This is a genomic window from Cupriavidus sp. 22TCCZM01-5 (genome assembly GCF_057798915.1).
On the sequence record NZ_JBYOJR010000013.1, the window covers coordinates 128,826 to 148,310 of the forward strand.

General features: G+C 62.5%; 19 protein-coding genes and 1 pseudogene. 3 read left to right on the top strand and 17 right to left on the bottom strand.

Going from position 1 to position 19,485, the window contains the following annotated elements; translation table 11 throughout:
• Nucleotides 1-483: 483 nt before the first annotated feature.
• From AC3FNH_RS14895 to AC3FNH_RS14945, 11 genes are all read right to left on the bottom strand, one after another.
• Nucleotides 484-1,491 (bottom strand): bestrophin family protein, encoded by a 1,008-nt coding sequence (locus AC3FNH_RS14895; RefSeq protein WP_488720572.1) that lies wholly within the window; start codon nucleotides 1,489-1,491, stop codon nucleotides 484-486.
• Between the two features lie 346 nt (nucleotides 1,492-1,837).
• Nucleotides 1,838-2,242: a cupin domain-containing protein gene (locus AC3FNH_RS14900; protein WP_276103774.1), complete on the bottom strand. Its 405-nt coding sequence runs from the start codon at nucleotides 2,240-2,242 to the stop codon at nucleotides 1,838-1,840.
• Between the two features lie 4 nt (nucleotides 2,243-2,246).
• A complete protein-coding gene (locus tag AC3FNH_RS14905) occupies nucleotides 2,247-2,726 on the bottom strand; it encodes a carboxymuconolactone decarboxylase family protein (protein WP_276103773.1) in 480 nt (159 codons plus the stop codon).
• A 74-nt stretch (nucleotides 2,727-2,800) separates the two neighbouring features.
• On the bottom strand, nucleotides 2,801-3,553 hold the full coding sequence (locus AC3FNH_RS14910; protein WP_488720573.1) for an SDR family oxidoreductase: 753 nt from the start codon (nucleotides 3,551-3,553) through the stop codon (nucleotides 2,801-2,803).
• Between the two features lie 39 nt (nucleotides 3,554-3,592).
• Nucleotides 3,593-3,904 carry an NADPH-dependent FMN reductase family protein gene (locus AC3FNH_RS14915; RefSeq protein ID WP_488720574.1) on the bottom strand — a complete coding sequence of 104 codons (312 nt, stop codon included), beginning with the start codon at nucleotides 3,902-3,904 and terminating at the stop codon, nucleotides 3,593-3,595.
• Nucleotides 3,901-4,338 carry a GNAT family N-acetyltransferase gene (locus AC3FNH_RS14920; protein WP_488720575.1) on the bottom strand — a complete coding sequence of 146 codons (438 nt, stop codon included), beginning with the start codon at nucleotides 4,336-4,338 and terminating at the stop codon, nucleotides 3,901-3,903. Before AC3FNH_RS14920 ends, AC3FNH_RS14915 begins: the two co-directional genes overlap by 4 nt.
• 113 nt (nucleotides 4,339-4,451) lie before the next feature.
• Complete coding sequence (locus AC3FNH_RS14925) at nucleotides 4,452-4,682, bottom strand: DUF2798 domain-containing protein (RefSeq protein WP_488720576.1); 231 nt, start codon at nucleotides 4,680-4,682, stop codon at nucleotides 4,452-4,454.
• A gap of 168 nt (nucleotides 4,683-4,850) precedes the next feature.
• A complete protein-coding gene (locus AC3FNH_RS14930; RefSeq protein WP_488720577.1) occupies nucleotides 4,851-5,870 on the bottom strand; it encodes a glutathione S-transferase family protein in 1,020 nt (339 codons plus the stop codon).
• A 67-nt stretch (nucleotides 5,871-5,937) separates the two neighbouring features.
• The gene (locus tag AC3FNH_RS14935) at nucleotides 5,938-7,278 is read right to left on the bottom strand and encodes an amidase (RefSeq protein ID WP_488720578.1); all 1,341 of its coding nucleotides are present in this window, start codon (nucleotides 7,276-7,278) and stop codon (nucleotides 5,938-5,940) included.
• A 41-nt stretch (nucleotides 7,279-7,319) separates the two neighbouring features.
• Nucleotides 7,320-7,481: a hypothetical protein gene (locus tag AC3FNH_RS14940; protein ID WP_488720579.1), complete on the bottom strand. Its 162-nt coding sequence runs from the start codon at nucleotides 7,479-7,481 to the stop codon at nucleotides 7,320-7,322.
• Between the two features lie 177 nt (nucleotides 7,482-7,658).
• Nucleotides 7,659-8,570, bottom strand: coding sequence for a LysR substrate-binding domain-containing protein (locus AC3FNH_RS14945; protein WP_276104122.1), 912 nt, complete (start codon nucleotides 8,568-8,570; stop codon nucleotides 7,659-7,661).
• 114 nt (nucleotides 8,571-8,684) lie between these two features.
• Here AC3FNH_RS14945 and AC3FNH_RS14950 point away from each other — a divergent pair.
• A pseudogene (locus AC3FNH_RS14950) lies at nucleotides 8,685-8,827 on the top strand (IS5/IS1182 family transposase); the annotation flags it as partial.
• 47 nt (nucleotides 8,828-8,874) lie between these two features.
• Here AC3FNH_RS14950 and AC3FNH_RS14955 read toward each other — a convergent pair.
• Nucleotides 8,875-9,783, bottom strand: a complete 909-nt coding sequence (locus AC3FNH_RS14955) for a SphA family protein (protein ID WP_488720580.1) — start codon at nucleotides 9,781-9,783, stop codon at nucleotides 8,875-8,877.
• Between the two features lie 178 nt (nucleotides 9,784-9,961).
• Nucleotides 9,962-10,645: a nitroreductase gene (locus AC3FNH_RS14960; RefSeq protein ID WP_276103763.1), complete on the bottom strand. Its 684-nt coding sequence runs from the start codon at nucleotides 10,643-10,645 to the stop codon at nucleotides 9,962-9,964.
• Nucleotides 10,646-10,900: 255 nt separating this feature from the next.
• Between AC3FNH_RS14960 and AC3FNH_RS14965 the strand changes: the two genes are divergently transcribed.
• The gene (locus AC3FNH_RS14965) at nucleotides 10,901-12,019 is read left to right on the top strand and encodes an iron-containing alcohol dehydrogenase (protein ID WP_488720581.1); all 1,119 of its coding nucleotides are present in this window, start codon (nucleotides 10,901-10,903) and stop codon (nucleotides 12,017-12,019) included.
• A 50-nt stretch (nucleotides 12,020-12,069) separates the two neighbouring features.
• Nucleotides 12,070-12,978 (top strand): tryptophan 2,3-dioxygenase, encoded by a 909-nt coding sequence (locus tag AC3FNH_RS14970; RefSeq protein ID WP_488720582.1) that lies wholly within the window; start codon nucleotides 12,070-12,072, stop codon nucleotides 12,976-12,978.
• Nucleotides 12,979-13,533: 555 nt separating this feature from the next.
• Here the strand turns inward: AC3FNH_RS14970 and wrbA are convergent.
• The 4 genes from wrbA to AC3FNH_RS14990 form a co-directional block, all read right to left on the bottom strand.
• The gene (gene wrbA, locus AC3FNH_RS14975; RefSeq protein WP_276103760.1) at nucleotides 13,534-14,160 is read right to left on the bottom strand and encodes an NAD(P)H:quinone oxidoreductase; all 627 of its coding nucleotides are present in this window, start codon (nucleotides 14,158-14,160) and stop codon (nucleotides 13,534-13,536) included.
• Nucleotides 14,161-14,177: 17 nt separating this feature from the next.
• A complete protein-coding gene (locus AC3FNH_RS14980; RefSeq protein ID WP_488720583.1) occupies nucleotides 14,178-15,128 on the bottom strand; it encodes a ring-cleaving dioxygenase in 951 nt (316 codons plus the stop codon).
• Nucleotides 15,129-15,742: 614 nt separating this feature from the next.
• Nucleotides 15,743-16,900 carry a hypothetical protein gene (locus AC3FNH_RS14985; RefSeq protein ID WP_488720584.1) on the bottom strand — a complete coding sequence of 386 codons (1,158 nt, stop codon included), beginning with the start codon at nucleotides 16,898-16,900 and terminating at the stop codon, nucleotides 15,743-15,745.
• A 408-nt stretch (nucleotides 16,901-17,308) separates the two neighbouring features.
• Entirely contained in the window at nucleotides 17,309-19,297 is a 1,989-nt protein-coding gene (locus tag AC3FNH_RS14990; protein ID WP_488720585.1) for a hypothetical protein, read from the bottom strand.
• Between the last annotated feature and the right edge of the window lie 188 nt (nucleotides 19,298-19,485).

The following is a 19,485-nucleotide window of genomic DNA, read 5'->3' on the forward strand; positions in this document are numbered from 1 at the left end:
CAGGCGGCCTCGGACCTCACCGTGTCGCAGTGGTTGATCCTTTGTCATCTTCGCGAACGAGACGCGCAGACCCTGACCGCGATAGCAGCTACCACGATGCCGGCGCACTTTCGCGCGCGGCGCATCTGCTGCAACAGCGTCAGCTCATCGCCGCGGCCCGGGTGCGGCAGGACCGGCGCAGCGTTTCGCTAGCGCTCAGTCATGCAGGCCGCGACTTGCTGGACTCACTCGAAATGCCGATGAGCCAGCGGCTGCAATCGGCGCTGGAGACGGCACTGGGAGAGCCGGCGTTGCAAGTGCTGCAACGGTTCGAGAGCGCGGGTGTACCGCCTGAATGCGGGGCAGGCGGGCGCGATATTTCGCGACAGCGCCCTCTTCACCGCGAAATCTGACAAGCGCTGAGATCCGGAGAATCCGTCCGCATACGATCCGTTGCCCCTCGCTTTGCCGCAGTCTCCGGGAAAGCGCCAGCCATGGAATGGTCTAGAGGACAATACCGTTCTCTCCGGTTGGCTCGGAGATATCGCTCGTCTCGCCAATCATGTCCATGAGTTCGCGTTCGATCTTCCGGGAGATCTGTGCCATGGGCACGTCATTGGGCATGCCTTCGAACGGATTCTCCGTGCTTTCGCCTACCTGCTCCAGCGCAAGGTACATCCACGAGATCATCGTGCTGAACGGAATGACCAGCCAGATCATGTTGCCATGCATGAAGCCCGAAACGCTGGCATCGAGCTTTTCAAACTCCGTAAGAATGCCAAAAGGCAGCAGCAGACAAAAGGTACGGACAAAGAGCTTGTTAATGACCGCATATTGCCTGGGATACGGATAGTCCTTGATACGCTCCGCCCGCCCCTGCTGCGCGAAGAGGCCCTTGATCGATGCTACCAACTCCAGATAGAAGGCATTGCTGATCTCGCCAGCGTCAAGGAACCGCCTGAGCGTCGCTGACTGCGTTCCCAGCAACCGGCTTGTCTTGCTCTCGGCGTACGCAAGCAAGTCGAGTTCTGCCTGTGGCAGATACCGTGCAAGCGCCTCGTCCAAGGGAGTCTCCCACTCGGGAATCCGGTAGTACTTCCGGTACTCCAGGTTGGATGCCTTGCCCGCGGTTTCCCAGATCCTTGGCGTCCTCAGCTGGTAGCGCAGCGCCGTCAGCCACGCGCAATGCCGGAAAATCAGTTCTCGCCCACCCGCCTGCCCTGCCAGGAAGTCCCGGCTCATCACACCCAGACACCGGCTGCCATTCAGAATCTCAATCCAGATCTGCTGTGCCTCCAGGGCCCTGCTGTAGGTCTGCACGTTCCTGAAACCCACGATGAATGAGGTGGCCGTGCCTAGCAACACCACAACTGAGACCGGGATCGACAGCCATTTGAGTCCGAGGAACTGATAGAGGACAACCGGCAGCGAACCGCACGCTAGCGAGGCATAGATCAGCCGTCTCGACCAGAACGTGAACTCGGATATTGAGTACGATTTTCCCAGGTGCATGGTGTGTGCATCTCGCTGCGGCGCGGCCGGTCGCAGGTCCGAGGTCCGCCATCCGCCCTCACCACCGGCCGGATCGCTGCCCGGGACCTGATCTTTAATGGTGATATTGCCACACCACGAAGCGCACCGACCCTGGATGGGGGCTGTCGATCTGCCGTTCGATCATCGACGCGCAAGATGGCCGATTGTGGGCGAGCGAAAACCTGCCCCGCGGCGCCGTGCCAGACGCTTCATCGTGATTGTCACGCCACACTGGAAAACAGCGGCCGGCAAGAGCATGCGCTAGCACCGCTCTTGCCGGCCGGAGGGCGCGCACCGGCATTGCCTGCGCCTGGATGGAGGGCGGCTACTTCACCGGCGTCAGGATTGGCGCGCCCTTTTTCTTGAGCAGGAACACGACAAATTTTGCCGGCTGTGTATTGCTGGCGTTGCGTCCGACGGTGTGGACATCGTCGGGACGTTCGTGGAAGGTTTCACCCGCCTTGAGCGTCACCTCCTTGCCGCCCCTGACGCCCATGACGATGCTGCCCTCGAGCACATAGACGAAGGCGTGCGCGTCATGGCGATGCACGGGATCGACGGCGCCCGGCGGATAGTCCACCACGATCATCGTGGCCTCCTTCCCCGGGTATTCGGGCAACGCCTCCGTGAGCAAGGGCATGACGCTTGCCTCCGGCGCGGCGGCGGCCGGCAGTGCAACCGTCAGGCACGAGAACACAAGTGCTGCCGCAACGGAAGTGACCGTCTTCATGGCATCACTCCAGGTTGGCCTTGTCGAGCCCGAACGCCTTGTCCGACGAACCGGGCACCATGCGGAATGCCACGTTCAGGCGGTTCCAGGTATTGATCGTCCCCACGAGGAAGGTGAGGTCCGACAGTTCCTTCTCGCTGTACTGGGTGCGCACGCGCTCGTAGATATCGTCGGGCACGCCGTCGGCGGGAAGCCTGGTCAACACCTCGGTCCAGGCCAGCGCGGCGCGTTCGCGCGGCGAGAACAGCGTCGACTCGCGCCAGATCGCCACATGATGCAGGCGCAATTCGCGCTCTCCATGGATCTTCGCCATCTTGATATGCATGTCGACGCAGAACGCGCAGCCATTGAGTTGCGATGCGCGAATCTCGACGAGCTCGCGAATGGGCGCTTCGATCGTGGTCTTCTGGAACAGCGGCCCGAACTCCATGAGCTTCTTGGACAGTTCCTGGGATTGCTGGAAGTAATTGGTACGTTGGGTCATGTTTGCTCCTGGTGATCTGATCAATGTTGTGCTTGCGAAACCGGTGTTGCATGTGTGTGCATGCGCCCTGGGGACTATCGTTGCTGCGATTGCCGCAACCATTCGTCCAGGCCGATGCGGCCGAGGCGTGCCTCGCCCAGCGGCACGAGCGAATGTTCCTCGACCAGGCCGCCGAAGTAGCGGGCGTCGGGGTCGCGCACGACTTCACGCGGGTCGCCAACCGCCTTGAGATAGCGGGCGACGATCTCGTTGAACGGGGCTCGTTCCGGCCCGGCGATCTCGACGATGCCATTTCTGGGGGACGCGAGCGCTACATCGGCAACGAGGGCAGCAACGTCGTCCGAGGCAATCGGCTGGAACAGCCCGGGAGAAATGCGGACGACATCGCCTTGCGCACTGGAATCGGCGATGCCCCCGATGAACTCCATGAACTGGGTCGAGCGGATGATGGTGTAAGGAATGCCGGAGGCCTTGATCAGTCTTTCCTGCGCGACCTTGGCGCGGAAATAGCCGTTTTCGGGCGTCCGGTCGGTGCCGACAATGGATAGCGCGACGTGGTGCTGAACGCCCGCTGCGATCTCCGCCGCGTGAAGGTTGCGGCCGGAAGTCTCGAAGAATTCCAGCACCGCCTTGTCTTCAAACGACGGGGAATTGGCAAGGTCGATCACCACCTGGGCGCCGGTCAGGGCTTCCTTGAGCCCCTCGCCAGTGATGCTGTTGACACCGCTCCTGGGCGAGGCGGCCACGACCTCGTGGCCTCCCTGGCGCAGGAGGGCGACGGTCTTCGAGCCGATCAGGCCGGTCCCGCCAATGATGACAATCTTCATGATGCTTCTCCTTGCTGAGGAAGGTGAAACGATTCCATGTTAGGGAACGCGGCATGCCCGCGCCAGATCGATACCAGACAGGAAACACATGCGCTCCGAGTCGGACGCATCCGACCCGGCGAGCGCGGCGCCATGGCGTTCCTTTGCCTCGGCGGCGGGCAGGAGCAGCGACTCCGCGTACTCCGCGGTGATGGCCGGCAGCGGCTCGGTACCAAGGTTGCGTCGCATGACACGAATCTCCCGCCCGAAATGCGCGGACAACGCAGGCAGCAGTTGCCCGCTCAGGTGCCGGCTCGTCGAATAGTCACGGCGCGGGCTGCAATCAAGCAGCAGCAGGTTGAGGGGCTTCATTGGAGCTCCATGCAGAAGTGGAGGCCCTTGGCGAGCAGGCCGGAACGGAAATAGAAGCGCTGGGCCAGCGCGTTCGCGAGTCCGGTATCCAGGACAAGTCTTTGGCAGCCTTCTGTGCGTCCCAGCTCGCAAAGCGCCTGCAGCAGACGCTCGCCGTGACCCTTCCCCCGACCTTCGGCATCGGTGATCAGATCGTCGACGTACAGGAAGCGCCCGTGGATCAGGTTGTCAAGACGTCGATATCCGGCCACTGCAACAGCCTTGCCATCGTCCCAGAGCGCTAGCAGCCGGTACCCTTGTCCGCCTTGCAACGTGACAGTGTCGAGAAAGGCTTCCGGCATTTGCAGCTCGGGGCGCAGTTGCCGCATGACAGGGAAACAGGCACGGATCTCGGCCTCCGTTTCCGCATGTCTGAGAGTCAGGTTCCTGGTCATGGTGCCAATGCGTACTGGTTTGTGCAGGCTTCAATGTAGTGGAGCGATGACTCATTCGACAGGCACATGTTTATCGCTTTCAACTAGGCCATCGACATAGGACGCCGTGTGACCTAGGGGTGGCTTGTGATGCGATCGACCAGGCGGCGAATGATGGGTGTGGCCGACACGACAACCGGCAGCATGGTCAGCCAGGAAACGCTCCAGGACCTCAGCCAGTGCTGAAAGAACCGGCCTTCTTCCGCAAATGGAATGCTTGCGATGGCTGCAGCGACGGAGCAGGTCAGGCCGGCCTGGATAACGCCATAGGCGAAATGGCTGTAGCGCGAAGGAATCTTGGGCATGCGAGTCGCCTCTATGGGAAGTCCCTCTTAGGACGAGCCAGTCCGCCGGCGCCTTCGTGGGGCCCGGCGGATGTGGTGTCGTTTCAACTACGGATGAATGCCAACAGGTCGGCGTTGAACCTGTCCTTGTGGGTGTCGGTGAGCCATACGGCGCACCGGGATGGAGGACTACCCCGGCACCGCTTCCCCGCAGCCCGCAATGACATGCATGTAGCGCGAAGGCGGCATGGAATCGACCGTGGCCTGGACCGCTTCCGTGCACAGGGACGGACGCTTCGCCAGCGCGCTCACATATCGCTCGACGTTGGGCAGGTTTTGCCACATCGACGCAAGTCCCAGATAAGCCATCCGCACCAGGTTGACGCCCCACAGCACATCGCCGAGCGAGAACGATTCCCCCAGGAGGTACGGCGAAGACGAACCAAGCGCATGATCGAGGTCCGTCAGGACGCCCGCGACGTGCTCACGTGCGGCGCGCTGAAATGCCGCATCGTGGCGGACCGACTTGCCGCCCCGCTCCTTCGCGATCTTCGCGCGATAGGCTGCAACAAGTTCGGCATCGTCGGCATTGGCGTCAATCATGGCTTCGAGCGCCTTGATCTTGTAGTCGTAGACCGTCTCCATGGCGGTCTTGAGCGCTTCAGGCCGCAGGTCGGCATCGGGATGAAAGCCGTAGAGCAACGTGCCGTTCGGGATCTGATCGACGATGCTCACCTGATGCATCACCCGGGCACGCGCATCGGCATCTTCCGGCACCAGAGGAATGGGATCGCGCGACGCCGCATCGAGATAGCAGCAGATCCGTTTGGAATCGGCAATGACGCGGCCAGCCTCGTAGTCCACCAGCAACGGGACCGTGCAGGGATCAAAGCCTTCGGTCTCCACCGAAGTGCGCCCGCTATAGCTGCTGACAAGACCCTGCCCCACTTCCCGGCCTGCAATCAGCCGCAGCCGGACGTAGGGGGGATGGTAGTGCTCGGCTGGAACAAGGCCATCCGGGCCCATCGAACCGAGGATCATCATATTGTTCGAACGATATGGCAGTTGCTTCTCGAACAATACCGCGCGCACTTTCTGCGAGCAGAGCGAACTGGCCGCGTGGAACAGTTCGAAGCGCGGGTTGGCGTCACTACCCACGAGGGAGATTCGCGCGGGGTCCGCGATCGCGGCACGGGCGCCGGCCGCCATATTCATCAATTTGTCGTGAATCATTGCATCGCTCATCGTTGTCTCCTCGTTGTGGGGTTGGCGTCTGTCAACCCTTGGGGGCGCTGCCCGTTCGCAGCATCAGTTCCATCTGCTGCGCGACCTGCAGCAGCGCACCGTCGTCGCCGGGCTTCGCGACGACCTGCAATGCAGGGGGAAGGCTGCGCTCGCCGGTCGCCAGGGGAATCGAAATGGCAGGAAATCCCGCGACATTGAACGGTGCGGTATAGGTCATCAGCGCCTCGCGGACGGTGCCGGTCCACGCGCCAATGCTGACGGTGCCGGCATCGAGATGCGGTGCGGTGCACGGGCATGTCGGCAGCACGAGATAGTCAACCGTCGACATCACCTCGTGCAGCCGTGCTGTGAAACTTCGCCTGGTCTGCTGGGCCGCCGCATAGGCGCGCAGGTCCATGGTCTCGGCGCGCTTCAGCCGGTCGACGGTTTCCGGGTTGTAGTGCGTCGAGATACGGTCCCAGTCGTTGCGGCGGAAATGCTCGATGCCGCCCTCGATCAGGACGATGCTCGCGAAGGCACCGAATACCGCGTCGAACAGGCCGGACGTGCTGACGTTCACACAGGAAAAGACTTGCGCCAGCCGCTTCATCGCGCCGTCAAATGCCAAAGCAATTTCCGGACTGACTGGAACCGGTGCGATGTCACGAATGACGCCCAGCCGTGCGGACAGCCACGCATCGCTCTCGGGGACCTGGATGTCAAGGGCATCGGCGAGCAACAGCACGTCGTCGACCTGCTCGCCGAGCAGGCCGACGTGGTCGCAAGTGTGCGCCAGGGGGAACACGCCGCGCGTGGATAGCGTGCCGAGCGTGGGCTTGAATCCGACAACGCCGCACAGCGCGGCAGGAATCCGGACCGAGCCGCCGGTATCCGTGCCCACGCCCGCCTTGATGGCACCGTGCGCAATCGCCGCCGCGGCGCCACCACTGGACCCCCCGGGTATGCGCGTAGGGTCCAGCGGATTCAGGGTATCGCCAAACCTTGCGCTGGCGGTTGTCACGCCCCACGCGAATTCGTGCGTCGTAGTCTTGCCGATGATGATCGCGCCGCGTTCCACCAGTGCTTTCACGATGTCGGCATCGGCTGCGGGCACATGGCCGAGATAGGCTGCGGAACCGTAGCGGGTTTCCATGCCCCTGGTGTCGATCAGATCCTTGACCGCAATGGGCAGGCCCTCCAATGTCCGCTGCCGGCCTTCGCCGTAGCGGCGATCGCTTTCCGCGGCCGCCTTCAGGGCCCGGTCCCAATCGATTGCCGAGAATGCATTGAGCAGCCGCTTGCTGGCCTCCGCGCGTTCGAGTGCCTGCTCCGTCAATGCTGTCGCGGTGATCTGCCGCGTGGCAAGCGCATCCAGCGCGTTGCGCAAGCCCATGGAATGCGGGGCCCTCGTTCGGGAGGGTTGATGGAGGTCGGTCATTGCCACAGGCTCTCGGGCAGGGCTTCCAGCTTCTGGCCCGCATTGCCGCCGGTCAGCGGTCGGCGGATGCCGTGCTGGCCGGGCGACGCGACAGCCGTCGGAAGTATGTCGTGGCCCCAGAAGATCGCGTCTTGTGGCAGGCAGCTCAGTTGCTTCATGTATTCCACTCCAGGGTGAAGTTGCGGATGGCTTATCCCTGATTGGAAACGATAGTGGATCGGCCCGGCCTTGGAAGCTGGCTGGCGCCGAACGCAGCGTCCATGAAGATGGAACGCCCCGCGAGCCACAAGGCACGCAGCCCGCGTAGCACTGGAGTAAGAGGAGGTAGCGCCGGCTCAGCGGCCGTCGAACGCGGTGACCTTGGGCAGTTCTACGGCGAGGTAATCGACCAGCGACCGCACCGCGGGCAGTAGTCCGGTCCGATAGGGCATGAGCGCGGAGATGCGCGCATCTGCGGCGATCCAGCCCGGCAGTACTTGCCGCAGCACGCCAGCCTGCAACTCGGACCGGCAGATATATCCGGGCAAGGCTGCCACGCCAACGTTGGCGCAGGCGGCCTCCTTCAGGGACATCATGCTGTTGCTCTGGAATCTTGGTTCGATCGGGACGGTGACGAGCCTGTCGTCGGGGCCGCGCAGTTGCCACTGCAGCGGCCCTTTGCGCACCATCGAGACGATGGCATGGGACGCAAGTTGCTCCGGTTCCTCCAGGACTGGCATCCGTTCGAGGTAGTCGGCACCCGCAAACAGGTACCATGGCGCCCTGACAATGGGCCGTTGGACCAGGTTGGAATCCTGCAGTGCCGAGGTATGTCCGCGCAGCGCCAGGTCGAAGCCCTCGCCGACAACATCGACGAGCCTGTCCGTGGCGACTTCCACGATGCTGACCTTGGGATTGCTGCTCAGGAACGTCGGCAGGACCTGGCGCAGCGCAAACTGCGCAAGTTCGACCGCTACCGTCACGCGAATGATCCCGCTGGGTTCCGCGAGCCTCTGGCGCATCGCCTGTTCCGCGACGTCGGCGCTCTGCAGCAAGGCGACGGCGTACTGGTAGAACTCAGCGCCTACGTCGGTCAAGGCAAACTGGCGCGAGGTCCGGTTGATCAGGCGAACGCCCAGCGAAGCCTCCAGCTCCTTGACCCTGTGACTTAACGTGGACTTGGGCAGCCCCAGCCGATTGCCGGCAGACGTAAAGCCACCGCGGTCGACAACTTGCACGAAGTAAAAAACGTCTTTCAGGTCCAGCATGAGGCTGCCTTGGTAGCGGTTGGGTCGGGCCAATGGCGTGTGCTTTCCATCGCATGGTACTGCAACGGGTGCGCCGCCGCCCACTCGCGCCACCGCCAATGCGTGGCGCGCCACCGAAACGCACGCAGTGGCATCGAGAAGAACGACCGCCTTGCCCGACATCGCCGGATTGTCGAGCGCACGCATGCGCAGCTTGCCGGTTCGGCAAGCTGCGCATTCGCTTCGAACGTCGCCTCGCTATCCCTCTCGCGCTGCTCATGCCGGCGCTGTCATCTGCTCCCGACAGGTCGAGGGAGCATTCCGATCAAAGAGGGAAGCACAGCTCAACCCAGAACTTGTTGCCTTGTGGCCGATTCCGCACGTCGAACTCGCGCTGATACTTGAACACAATGCCGGACGCCTGGGACCACATGTATCGTAGTTGCGGGCCGATTGCGACAGCTCTTCCGCGAAACCCATCCCCGGGTATGGGCGTGCCGTTGACCTTGTCATCGGTGATCTGCTTCAGCAGATATCCCTGAAGTCCGAGCTGGAACTTGCTGTCAAGCGAATAGCCAACAAGATACTCAAGTGCCGCAACGGCGCCAGAGTGATATCGAGTCGCTGAATTCGGTGAACTGAACTCTACCGACATGGTGGTAGAGACTTCTACTGCGGGCGTGGGGAACCATGTCGTACTGAGTTGCGGCGTTAGCGCATAGACATTCCGGCCAGTGTTCGCCACTCGGTTCGCGGAGTAGGACCCGCTCGGCACTGAAATTTCGGTGGTGAGGTAGGCGAAGAATGATCGCGATGGATTTGAGTAACCGATGTACAACGGCTCAACGATGATATCTCCGATTCCACTGCGCTTGTCGCTACCGCCTGGCGTGTCCGCCCGAACATGAACGAGCGGGAAGATTGCACCACTGGACAGAGTAAAGGGGCCAAATGTAGTGCCCCATGTGTGAACGATACGCGGGGCGTCGATAAACGCCTTCAACTGGAACCCGGGCACGAGACTCCCTCCATTCGGGCCAGCGAACTTTCCGGCATCGTAGTAGAGCGTGTAATTGTAAAACTGGGTTTCACCAGGCGGTGGCAAGATTCCATTCAATACGGTATTGACGCCAACAGGGTAACTGGTCTGACCATTCTCGGTTGCCTCGGCGTTCGAGGCCAGCAAGCATGCGAGCGCAACCACCGCGGAAAACCTCGCGGGCACTTTAATCATGTCTCCTCCGTCTCTGTATTCTATTTTTCGGCTGAGGGCTCGGGGCATCCGCATCAGCCGGTGAAGCGCGCCAGCATTAGCGATTCGACATCTCCGCAACTTGGCGAAACCCGCTAACGATGGCCATCGCTTCTTCGCGCTTTTCCAGGTCAGGGCGCGACCCGGACGGTTCCGCGTGTCACCGGTCGACGAACGAGACGAACTCGTCCAGTTCCAGCTTGCCAAGCTCCATGTTGTTTTCCGGAATACTGTTGTCCGCATAGCCGAGTGACATGCCGGCCACGATCATCTCGCCGTCGGGAATGTCGAGGCTTTCACGAAGGACCGCCGATTGCAGCGACCAGATCTGCTGCGGGCAGGTGTCCAGCCCCCGGGCGCGCGCGGCCAGCATGATGTTCTGGAGAAAGCAGCCGTAGCAGATGAAGCTGGCCCATTCCAGGCGCCGGTCCATGGTGAAGATCAGTCCCACGGGCGCATCGAAGAACCGGAACTGCCGTTCGACGTCCCGCCGCCGCCCGGCGATATCGCACCTTTGCACGCCCTGCGCATCGCCCAGCATCCCGCGAAACGTATTGAAGCGCGACGAGAATGGCGCCGGCAGTTCCTTGGGGAAGAACGGGTAATCGGGCACCAGTCCCTCGGGCGCGGCACGATACGCCTCGACCGCTGCTCCGGAAATCTTCTCGCGAGCCTTTCCGGTCAGCACATGGCAGCGCCACGGTTGCGTGTTGCTCGAACTCGGCGCGTATTTCGCGACCGACAGGATGTCCCTGACAGTCTCGATTGGCACCGGCTGGTCAAGGAAGCCGCGCTTGCTGTGGCGTCCGCGAATCAGCGCTTCTGTTATCTGGATTGTCTCCATCTTCAGGTCTCCGTTCTTGTGTTGGGGTCGCTACGGTGGAAAGGATCAGACACGCCCCCTGCCTTGTGAAGATGGCAATACTGAAAGCTTCGTTCGGAAACAACGAACGACAGGCGTACATTCGCGCATGTGCGGCGTCCAAATTCCTGAACGCTCCGTTCCTCAATCCCGCGCGCACGCGCGAACGCGATTCGCCTATCTTCCTAGTCGGGATCGGAGCCCCGATCGCCTACGAAGACACGGTGGAGAAGTGGAATGGACCAGTTGAAATGCTTGCCGCAGGAAGAGATTGTCTGGGGGCGCGACGTGCTGAAAGCCGTCGCCCCCGCCTTGGGGAATTACGGCATCCGCCGTCCAATGACGTTCACGGTGGAATTCCTTGAGGCATTGAACCGCGAGCACCTGCAGCCTGCCATCAGCGACGGCGTTGGCACCTTCACCGGCCTGCCGCCGCATGTACCCGATTTCGCCGTACGCGACGGACTGCTTGCCTGCATCGAGGCCGGTGCGGAATCGATCATCGCCCTCGGCGGCGGCTCTGTACTCGACGCCGCAAAGGCAGTCTCCTACCAGCATTTCAGGCAGACCGGCCGCTACCTGCCCATTGCCGCGATTCCGACGACCCTGTCGGGTTCGGAGTTCTCCCACTACTTCGGCGTGACGGAAACGGACGGTCCGCAGAAATTCAAGCGCAGCTATGCCGTGCGCGAAACCACACCCGCGCTGGTGGTGCTCGATCCCCGGATGATCGTCGACACGCCACGCATGCTGCTGCTGAGTTCGGCCATCAAGGGGATCGACCATGCGGTGGAAGGCATGCGCCGGGTCGAGGTAGACCACCCTCACGCCATCCTGGCCGCCAGGGGCGTGGAGCGCTTCCTTGCCGTGCTGGAGAAGTGGCCGCGCAAGCTCGAAACGCGCGAGGCCATCGCGGGCGGACACGTATCGACCGACGACCTGTTGCAGCTTCAGTTGGCCGCCTGGCAGTGTTATTTCTATCCTGCTTCGGTCATCTACGGCCTGAGCCATCGCATCGGGCACATCCTCGGCGGGACGTTCGAGGTACCGCACAGCGTGACATCGTGCATTGCGCTGGCACCCGTCATCCGCGCCTGCGCCGACGTCTATGGCCGAAAGCTCGAGATTTTCTCCACGGACCGTGGCAGCCGCACGCCCGCCGCATTCCTCGCAGACCGCATCGAGGCAGCCGTGGACGCACTGGAATTGCCGAGCCGGCTCGGCGACCTCGATTTCGATCGGGCGAAGCTTCCCGAGATGGCGGCGCTGCTCAGGCAGAACTATCCCTCCGAGGTCGGCGACCTTGGCGAGGATGCCGGCACGAAGCTGGATGCGCTATTGGAGAGCCTGTGGTAATTCGCCGTTCCAAAGAAATTGCCTGACCCCACCACCACGAGGAGATCAAAGTGAACGATACCGTCAAGCCCGGATTCCCCGCGCCGGCCGGAACGCCAGCCGGGCGTACACCATACAGTGACTGGTTGCAGACAGACGTGCTGCACTCGCTGCAGCACCCGGTCAGCGACCATCCCGGCGAACACGCCTGGATCGTATCGGCGCAGGTGTCCGAGCTCTACTGGATGCTGATCATCAAGGAAATACAGGCCGCGCAGGCGCAATTGCGTGCCGATGATCTGACCGGGGCCTGCCGGACGCTGCGGCGCGTCGTCGCCCACCACGAGCCGCTCAATGCCACATGGCGCTCCATCGCGTGGATGACGCCTGTCGACCTGTTGGCCATCCTGTCCTGCGTTGGCCCGAAGTTCGGCAAGGACACCGCCCTCCAGGGCTGGACGTTCCGGCAGATGGTCTACCTGCTCGGCATCAAGCAGGGGGAGCACCTGCAGCACTTCCTGCCGCAACCCCGGCGTTGGGAACAACTCAGCAAGGCGCTGGCAGAGCCGAGCCTGTATGACGACGTGCTTGCTCACCTGGGCCGCAAGGGCTTCGCCGTTCCGGAGGTGGTACTCGACCGCGATTTCAGTGTGCCCTACACGCCGGACAAGGCGGTCGAGAACGTCTGGCGCGACGTCTACGCCGACCCGGACGAGCACCGGGAATTGCAGCAGCTCGGCGAGACGCTGGCCGATATCGCGGAGGGATTCTCCGCGTGGAAGCACCTGCACCTGATGGCAACGCGCCGGACGTTCGGCGCCAGGCCGGCCTACTTCGGCACCGAGGGCATTGCCTGGCTCCTGCCAACCATGAACGAGATCCCGTTCCCCGAACTCTGGTCTGCGCGTGGCTTCATCGGCGATCCGCCTGCGGTGTGTCCGCACGCACGCGGACAGGGTAACGCCCGGGCTGCTGAGTGACGCACTCAAGTCGGTCATGGAATTGGTCCGCGATCACAAGATCGCGGCGCTCGAGTCCATGATCGTCGACCATGGCGGGAACGCGGGACTTTTTGCCGCCGGTCGCATCAGGATCGCTAAGGAACGTGGCGGCATCGCCGTCCGCCACGATGCCGGCATTCCAGCGCACAGCACGCCTTCATGTCGAAGGCGTGTTGAAGGCGCTGGACCCACGCCGGGTTCAGCAGCAGCCCCTTATCTTGCGGGAGGAACGTTCGATCTTAGTGACGTGCTTTTTGGGGGGAACCTCATGAGGCGCGCTCGCCTCGATTTGCGGCGGCCGGCCCAACGTTGCCCGCTACGTCGAGCGCTGTTCGAGCGCCATTCCCTCTGCAATGAGGGGAGTCCGCGCCACGAGCGACCCGCTACCTTCATCGTGCCAGATCGATGCCATGGAAAGCCGCGTGGAGACTGCGCCAGCTTGAGCGCTTGCCATCGCGCCATCGGCCGGTGCCGGATGCAGGAGTCGGGCGAAGACTGCGAGTCTCCGCCCTTTTTGCCTTCAGGCTTTTACTTTCAGGCTGCCACGGGCTGCGGCTGGACGTGCAAGGCACGGGCGACCGTCGTCACCCTGCTGCCCTGGAACCGGGCAACCGCCAGGTGATCGTCGTCGGGCTTGACGGTGTCACGGTGCGAGACGTGAGTCGCGCCGTACGGGGTGCCGGCCTTGAACATCGCCGCGTCGGCGTAGCCCAGCGGCACGATGATCAGGCCCAGGTGCGCCATGGGCGCGTAGGTCGCCAGCAGCGTGGCTTCATTGCCACCATGGCGCGAGGACGTCGTGCCAAAGACCGAGCCCACCTTGCCGTTCAGCTTGCCCGCGAACCAGAGGCCGCCGAGCCCGTCGATATATGACTTGAGTTCGGCCGAAATCGTCCCGAACCGCGTCGGCGTGCCGAATACGATGGCGTCAGCCCACTCGGCATCGGCTTCGGTCGGCGCCTCATATTTCGCGTTCATCTCCGTGGCGTTCTCGAGCCAGCCCGGCGCCTGCCGCATGACATCGGGGCCGACGAACTCCCGCACACGCCGCATGCGGACTTCTGCGCCAGCCTCGAGGGCGCCCTCGGCGACAGCCTTGGCCAGCATCTCGGTGGAGCTGTTTCGTGAGTAGAAAACAATCAGTACTTTCGGTTTTTGCATGGTGATCCCCGGCAACGTCATACAGAGATGGGCTCGAGCCGGCCCAGCAACTCGTCCTTGCGATCCGCCAGCCACGGCGGGAGCTGGAACTCCTCGCCAAAATGGCCGGGCTCTTCATCGATCGCGAAGCCGATGTCGGTGGTGGTCGCCTCGAACATCACGCCGCCGGGCATCTTGAAGTACATCGAGCGGAAGTAGTTGCGGTGCACCGATTCGGACGTATCGATGTAGCCCAGAGCAAACATTCTCTCCTTCAGGATCGCCTGCTGCTCCACATTGTCCACCGCGAAGGCCACATGGTGGACCGTGCCTTCGCCGTAGATCGACGAACCCTGGTGCCGGTCCGGCTCATGCAGGAACTCGACGATCATGCCCGGGCCGCCGTGGTACGTCTCGAAGCGGTAGTAGGATCCCGCCTGGCCTGCGTTGCGGAAACCGATGGCTTCGCTCATGAAGCGGATCGATTCGGCGACTTCCCGCAGCGACAGCGTAATGCTGTGCACGCCGCGGATGGCATGGGCTTCGGGGATATCGCTGGCCACGCAAGCCGGACGCGAATCGAGATCCGTTTCGACGAGATCGAACTCGATGCCGCACGGATGCTGGAAGCGCTGGCGGCGCTCTCCGAAGCGCTCCACAATCTCGCTGTCATACGGCACGTCCATGGCATCGAAGCGGCTGCGCCAGAATTCGAGCGAGCCCTTGGGAACCGAGTAGTTGATGACCCGCACCTGGCCCGATCCCGGACGCGCCATGACGCCCCGCTGACGGAACGGGAACGACGTCACCAGGGTCCCTGGATCGCCATTCGCGTTGCCATAATAGAGGTGGTAGATGGGATCCTCGCCATCGAGAAGCACGGTCTTCTTCACGAGGCTCTGCCCGAGCAGCTTGACGTAGAAGTCCACATCCTCCTGTGCGTGCCTTACGCCGAGGGTCAGATGATGAAATCCCTTGAGCATTAACATTGTCCTCTCCAGTTTGAAATAGACATGTAGAAACAGCGCATAGCCGCTCCTGTGCGACAGCTTATGACGGCAGATACCGATTGGGCAGCCGTCATGGGTTGTACACAAGGTTCGGCAAACTTGGACAATGCCGCTCCTGTGAGGGGCGGTGCGCGCGATGGCGCAGGAGGGGTCTGCGGTGAAGGACGTACTCAATGCTGCCAAAGCAGATGTCGAGCGGAGATCTAGGAAGATCGGGGAGACAGCGCAGAAGGGTTTTGCCCACAATGACGCCGAGAGCGAACGTCAGCCCGAAAATTGAATTACGCCGCCCGTGGACTCTCCCCCCCACAGGTTTCCAGTTCTCCGCGCGGACGGCGTACATGCGGTTGGTTCGGGGATAAGACTGCGCAATCTTCGGACGGCCGTTCTGTAGCGTAGCGCGGCCGTTGCCTTATCAAGGTGCAATGGCGGAGAAGGGTCGACTTCTGCCCTACGCGTACTGGTCCAGGCGGAACGCTCGGTTGTGGCCGCTCCCGGCCATAAGCGGCCCTTCGCCCTCGCGGTCATACGGTCGTTCAAGCGACCGATTCGCGCCATCAACGGACCGTCATGTCCGGATCACGCTGCGCTGGTCACTTGCCATCGCTGATGCGTTCCTCCTCGATGAAACGAAGCAAAGCCTCTACCAGCGCCTCCCGTGGATAGGCATTTTGCGTGACGAACAGCGAACCGATCGTGTCATGCTTCCGGGCGATTGGCACGGCGAGCGCCCAATGGTCAGCGTTGACGTAGCCCAACAGCGTGCTCCCGGACACGATCTGGTCATAGAAGATCATCTGGCTGTCGTTGCGCGCGTCGACGCGGGACAGCTTGTCGTAGCTTGATCTGAGAATCGATGAAATGCGCTCCGGCTGCGGGAACGTGACGATCGAATAGATGGGCAGATCGTTGGGAAGCGGGTTCTGCGCAAGCCATGCCTTGCGTGTCCGCGGCCGCAGGCTCTCCACCGCGCCGCCATCTCCAGGCGAGCATGTCGCACCAGGGAAGTGCCGCAGAAGGTCGGCCTGATACTGCTCGGCATCGTCGGCGAGCGGCGAACCGCCGACGGCACCGGCCGCGGTGACCACGGCGGCCACGCGACTGCGGATCTCGGGGTACGTGACGACAGCCTCGAGGATATCCGGTGCGCCCTTGGAATAGCCGATCAATACAATGCGCGGTTCGTCGACTGCGTGCGGCATGGCCATGATTGCATCGCGGATCTGGCGAGCGTTGTTCGTCGAGCTTGACAGTGCGTCGACAGTGATCATCGTCGCGTCATAGCCAAACTCGCGCACATGGGTTGCGACAGTCCCCTGCGGATCCAGCCATGGCCTGAAGCACTCGTACCCGACGCCCGCCACGACTGCCGCAATGAGATGCCGTTTCGACGGGCCGAGTTCGACGGGCCTGTCCGTGCCGGCGGGCTCGGTGCCCACGCGGGTCAGTGCCTCTTCGCAAGGACGGTAGTCGGGAAGCGTGGAGCCTCGCGCCTGCAGCACGGCACAGTAGACTTCGCGAAAGCGGCCCCGCTTGTCGGTCACTCCGGCAAGGGTCGCTGGCGCCAGCACAAGCGGTGGTGTATCGGTCGAATACGGGACGAGCGGCATCGATGCGCACGCGCCGAGAAATAGGGTCCACGCGAGCGCCGTCAGGTACGCGAAGCCCCTCAACCATGTACGGATCGCGCGGAAGGCCTGCCTCGGGCCAGCGGCTCGCCATTTAGTGTCCTGCGCGTCGGGCTGCGTCATCGCTCTCCCCGCCTTGGAAATGCCATTGTGAATTATTAATGTCAGATGAGGAAATCGTCTTGAATACCTTCCGCTGGGATGAGGGATAAGCGGGTCGCTTTCGTGAAATCTACTGCGCCGCGCTCCAGACCCGGAGACCGACCCGCCGCCACTACCGTACTTGCGATGAGGCTCGGACCCAAGTGAGCAGCGGACCTGCAGGCGTGTGCAAGACCGTCGAATTCTGCCAATCGAAACGGCAGGTCAGTGCAGTGGTCGTGGCAGGCATCCGCTATGAATGGGATGAATCGCAGATGGGCTATTGGGGGTGATTGGCTATGCATTTTAAAATTTGAAAATTCAAATCTAATCCAAAGACGGATATGACCAGCAAGCGGCAACGCAGTCCTCTCCTCGGTACCGTAGGGTTTAGTAGTAATAGCGCCAATCAAACACCAGCCTCAGGCCAATCGACCAGACTGTATGCAACGGCGGCGCAGCCGAGCCGCGAGGGAAATTTACGCTTCCCCCGTGCGGCACGTCGGCAGCGGCAAAGAGCTGGAAGACCACCGACGAACTCTGGTTAGTCGAAAACGCACGATACGGCCGGTATTCGAGAATGGGAATCTCGAACATGGTTGACTTGAAGCTCACGAATTGCCCAACGCCTGTGTCCGGGCCACCGGGCGCAATGAGCTGATCCCTCCCGCTCAGCCCGTACAGCGTCACACCGATCTCGCGACCCAGGACGAACTGGAAGCGTCCGATTGCAGTCGACCATCCGCTCTCCCACGGGATCAGGCCGCCATTAGCGGCGCGGACGGCGACTTGCGTATAGGCGGACGGATTGACCAAATACAGCGGAGCCAGCAGCAGCAGGTCGCCCGGCACCACATAGAATGGCATGCGCAGGCGCAGCGCCAGTCCTGAGCGGGCTGGTATCGCCGCGCCAAGATTGCCGCCGGACGCGACTTGCGCGCCGAAGCGGTTGCTGGATGGCGAATCGGTGCGGAAGCCTACCGAGGCATAGACCAGCCCGTCGCCCGCCTCGCCCATCACGCCATCGAGGCCGAAGCCGGCCCGCACGGAAAGATCGAGGCCGCCGACGAAGCCGCCCCAACCCTGGGAGGCTACGAAGCCGCCGTCGACCCAGCGCGCATCGATCGAACCGGCCAGCCCGATGAACGGTCCGACCTCGCTGCGAAAGCGCGGCATGGCCCCGAGGCCTGGCCCGAGCCCCGGTACCGGGGTTTCGCGCAGCGTCGCCTCGAAAAACCGTACATCCTCGGGCCTTGGCCCTGTGCCGGGAGCGCGGTCTGGCAGCTTGTTGTTGCGGCATATGTCGAAGTTGTTCAGCTCGGCCACGGCGTCTGGCGTGTGGGCGAATGCATTGCCGCTGCCTGTCGCGGCATCCAGCACCTGCTCGAGGCTACGGCGCACGGACGTCGCCACCACGGAGGCGTCCTCCGGACGCAGGTTCGCATCCCCCATCAGGACGACCGACTGGCCTCCATTGCTCCACGTGAATACTTCCAGCCCATTCTGGTTGTAGTAATCGTGCGTTCCCTGCCGCTGCGAAGCGTCGCCCCATGAACCGGCGATATGGCCCGCTGCGTATGCATCCTCCAGGAAATGCAGCGCGAACGCCTCGTCCGCCATGGCAGCGCGCGCAAGCGCCTGCCTCTGCTGCGCGGTGTGCCGCTCATTCGCAAGGCGGCTGGCCTTTTGCAAAGCGCTGAGATGGAAGAAGGAATAAACGCCGACCGCGTTGAGTTCCGACCCGGGCCGCAGGGTCAGGCGCGCGTAGTCGTAGAGCGAGATGTCAGTAGACGGACGCGACATCAGGAAATGCGCATTGTTCGCGCCCGCTCGCGTGGCGTAGCCGGGATCAGATCGCTCAAAGCGAATATCGGCAGTGCGCAGCACGTTCACGCGTTCGGCGCGGGCTCCCTGGCTGGCAATACGTCGCCGCGCATCAGTGACCAATCCTTTCGAGCCACTGATGGTGTCGGGCGGCATCGTCACGGGAATCCGAGATAGGTCCACCTTGAGTTGCGCGGCAACATCGGCGACAAGCAGTATCCACGACGATGCCCTCGCCGTTTCGAACATCTCCCGGCTTGAGCATGAATGATCACCGGCGATGGCCGGTAGCGCCGCCCAGTCGATGCACGACGGCGTCAGGCCCTGCCCGCTATCGGCGCCTTGGGCACAGAGGCGCTCCGCATCGCCGGTGCGGGCGTCCTGCCAGAGCCGGTCAAACACTGACATGTGCGCCTCATCGAGCCCTTGTAAAGCGAGCAGCGTAAGATCCCGGTGCTCAGGGTAAATCCACGCGAACGCCGGAGCAGCGGCCAGGCTCGCGGCCGCGAACAGGTAAGGGAGCAATAGCCGTGCAACAGGAAACAGCAAGCGCATTAGGACGATGCCCCTCTCGCATGAGGCCTCCTGTAACGCGCAGGGCTGCCGGCCGCCGGCGGAGGCACAGACCTGTCTCGTCCGCTATGCGGTCCCGATGCAAAGCTGGATGGGACGATTCATTCATGGGCAAGAGTAGTACACGCCAGATTCGGGGATGGGAGAAAACCCCAAATATTGGTTCGCCA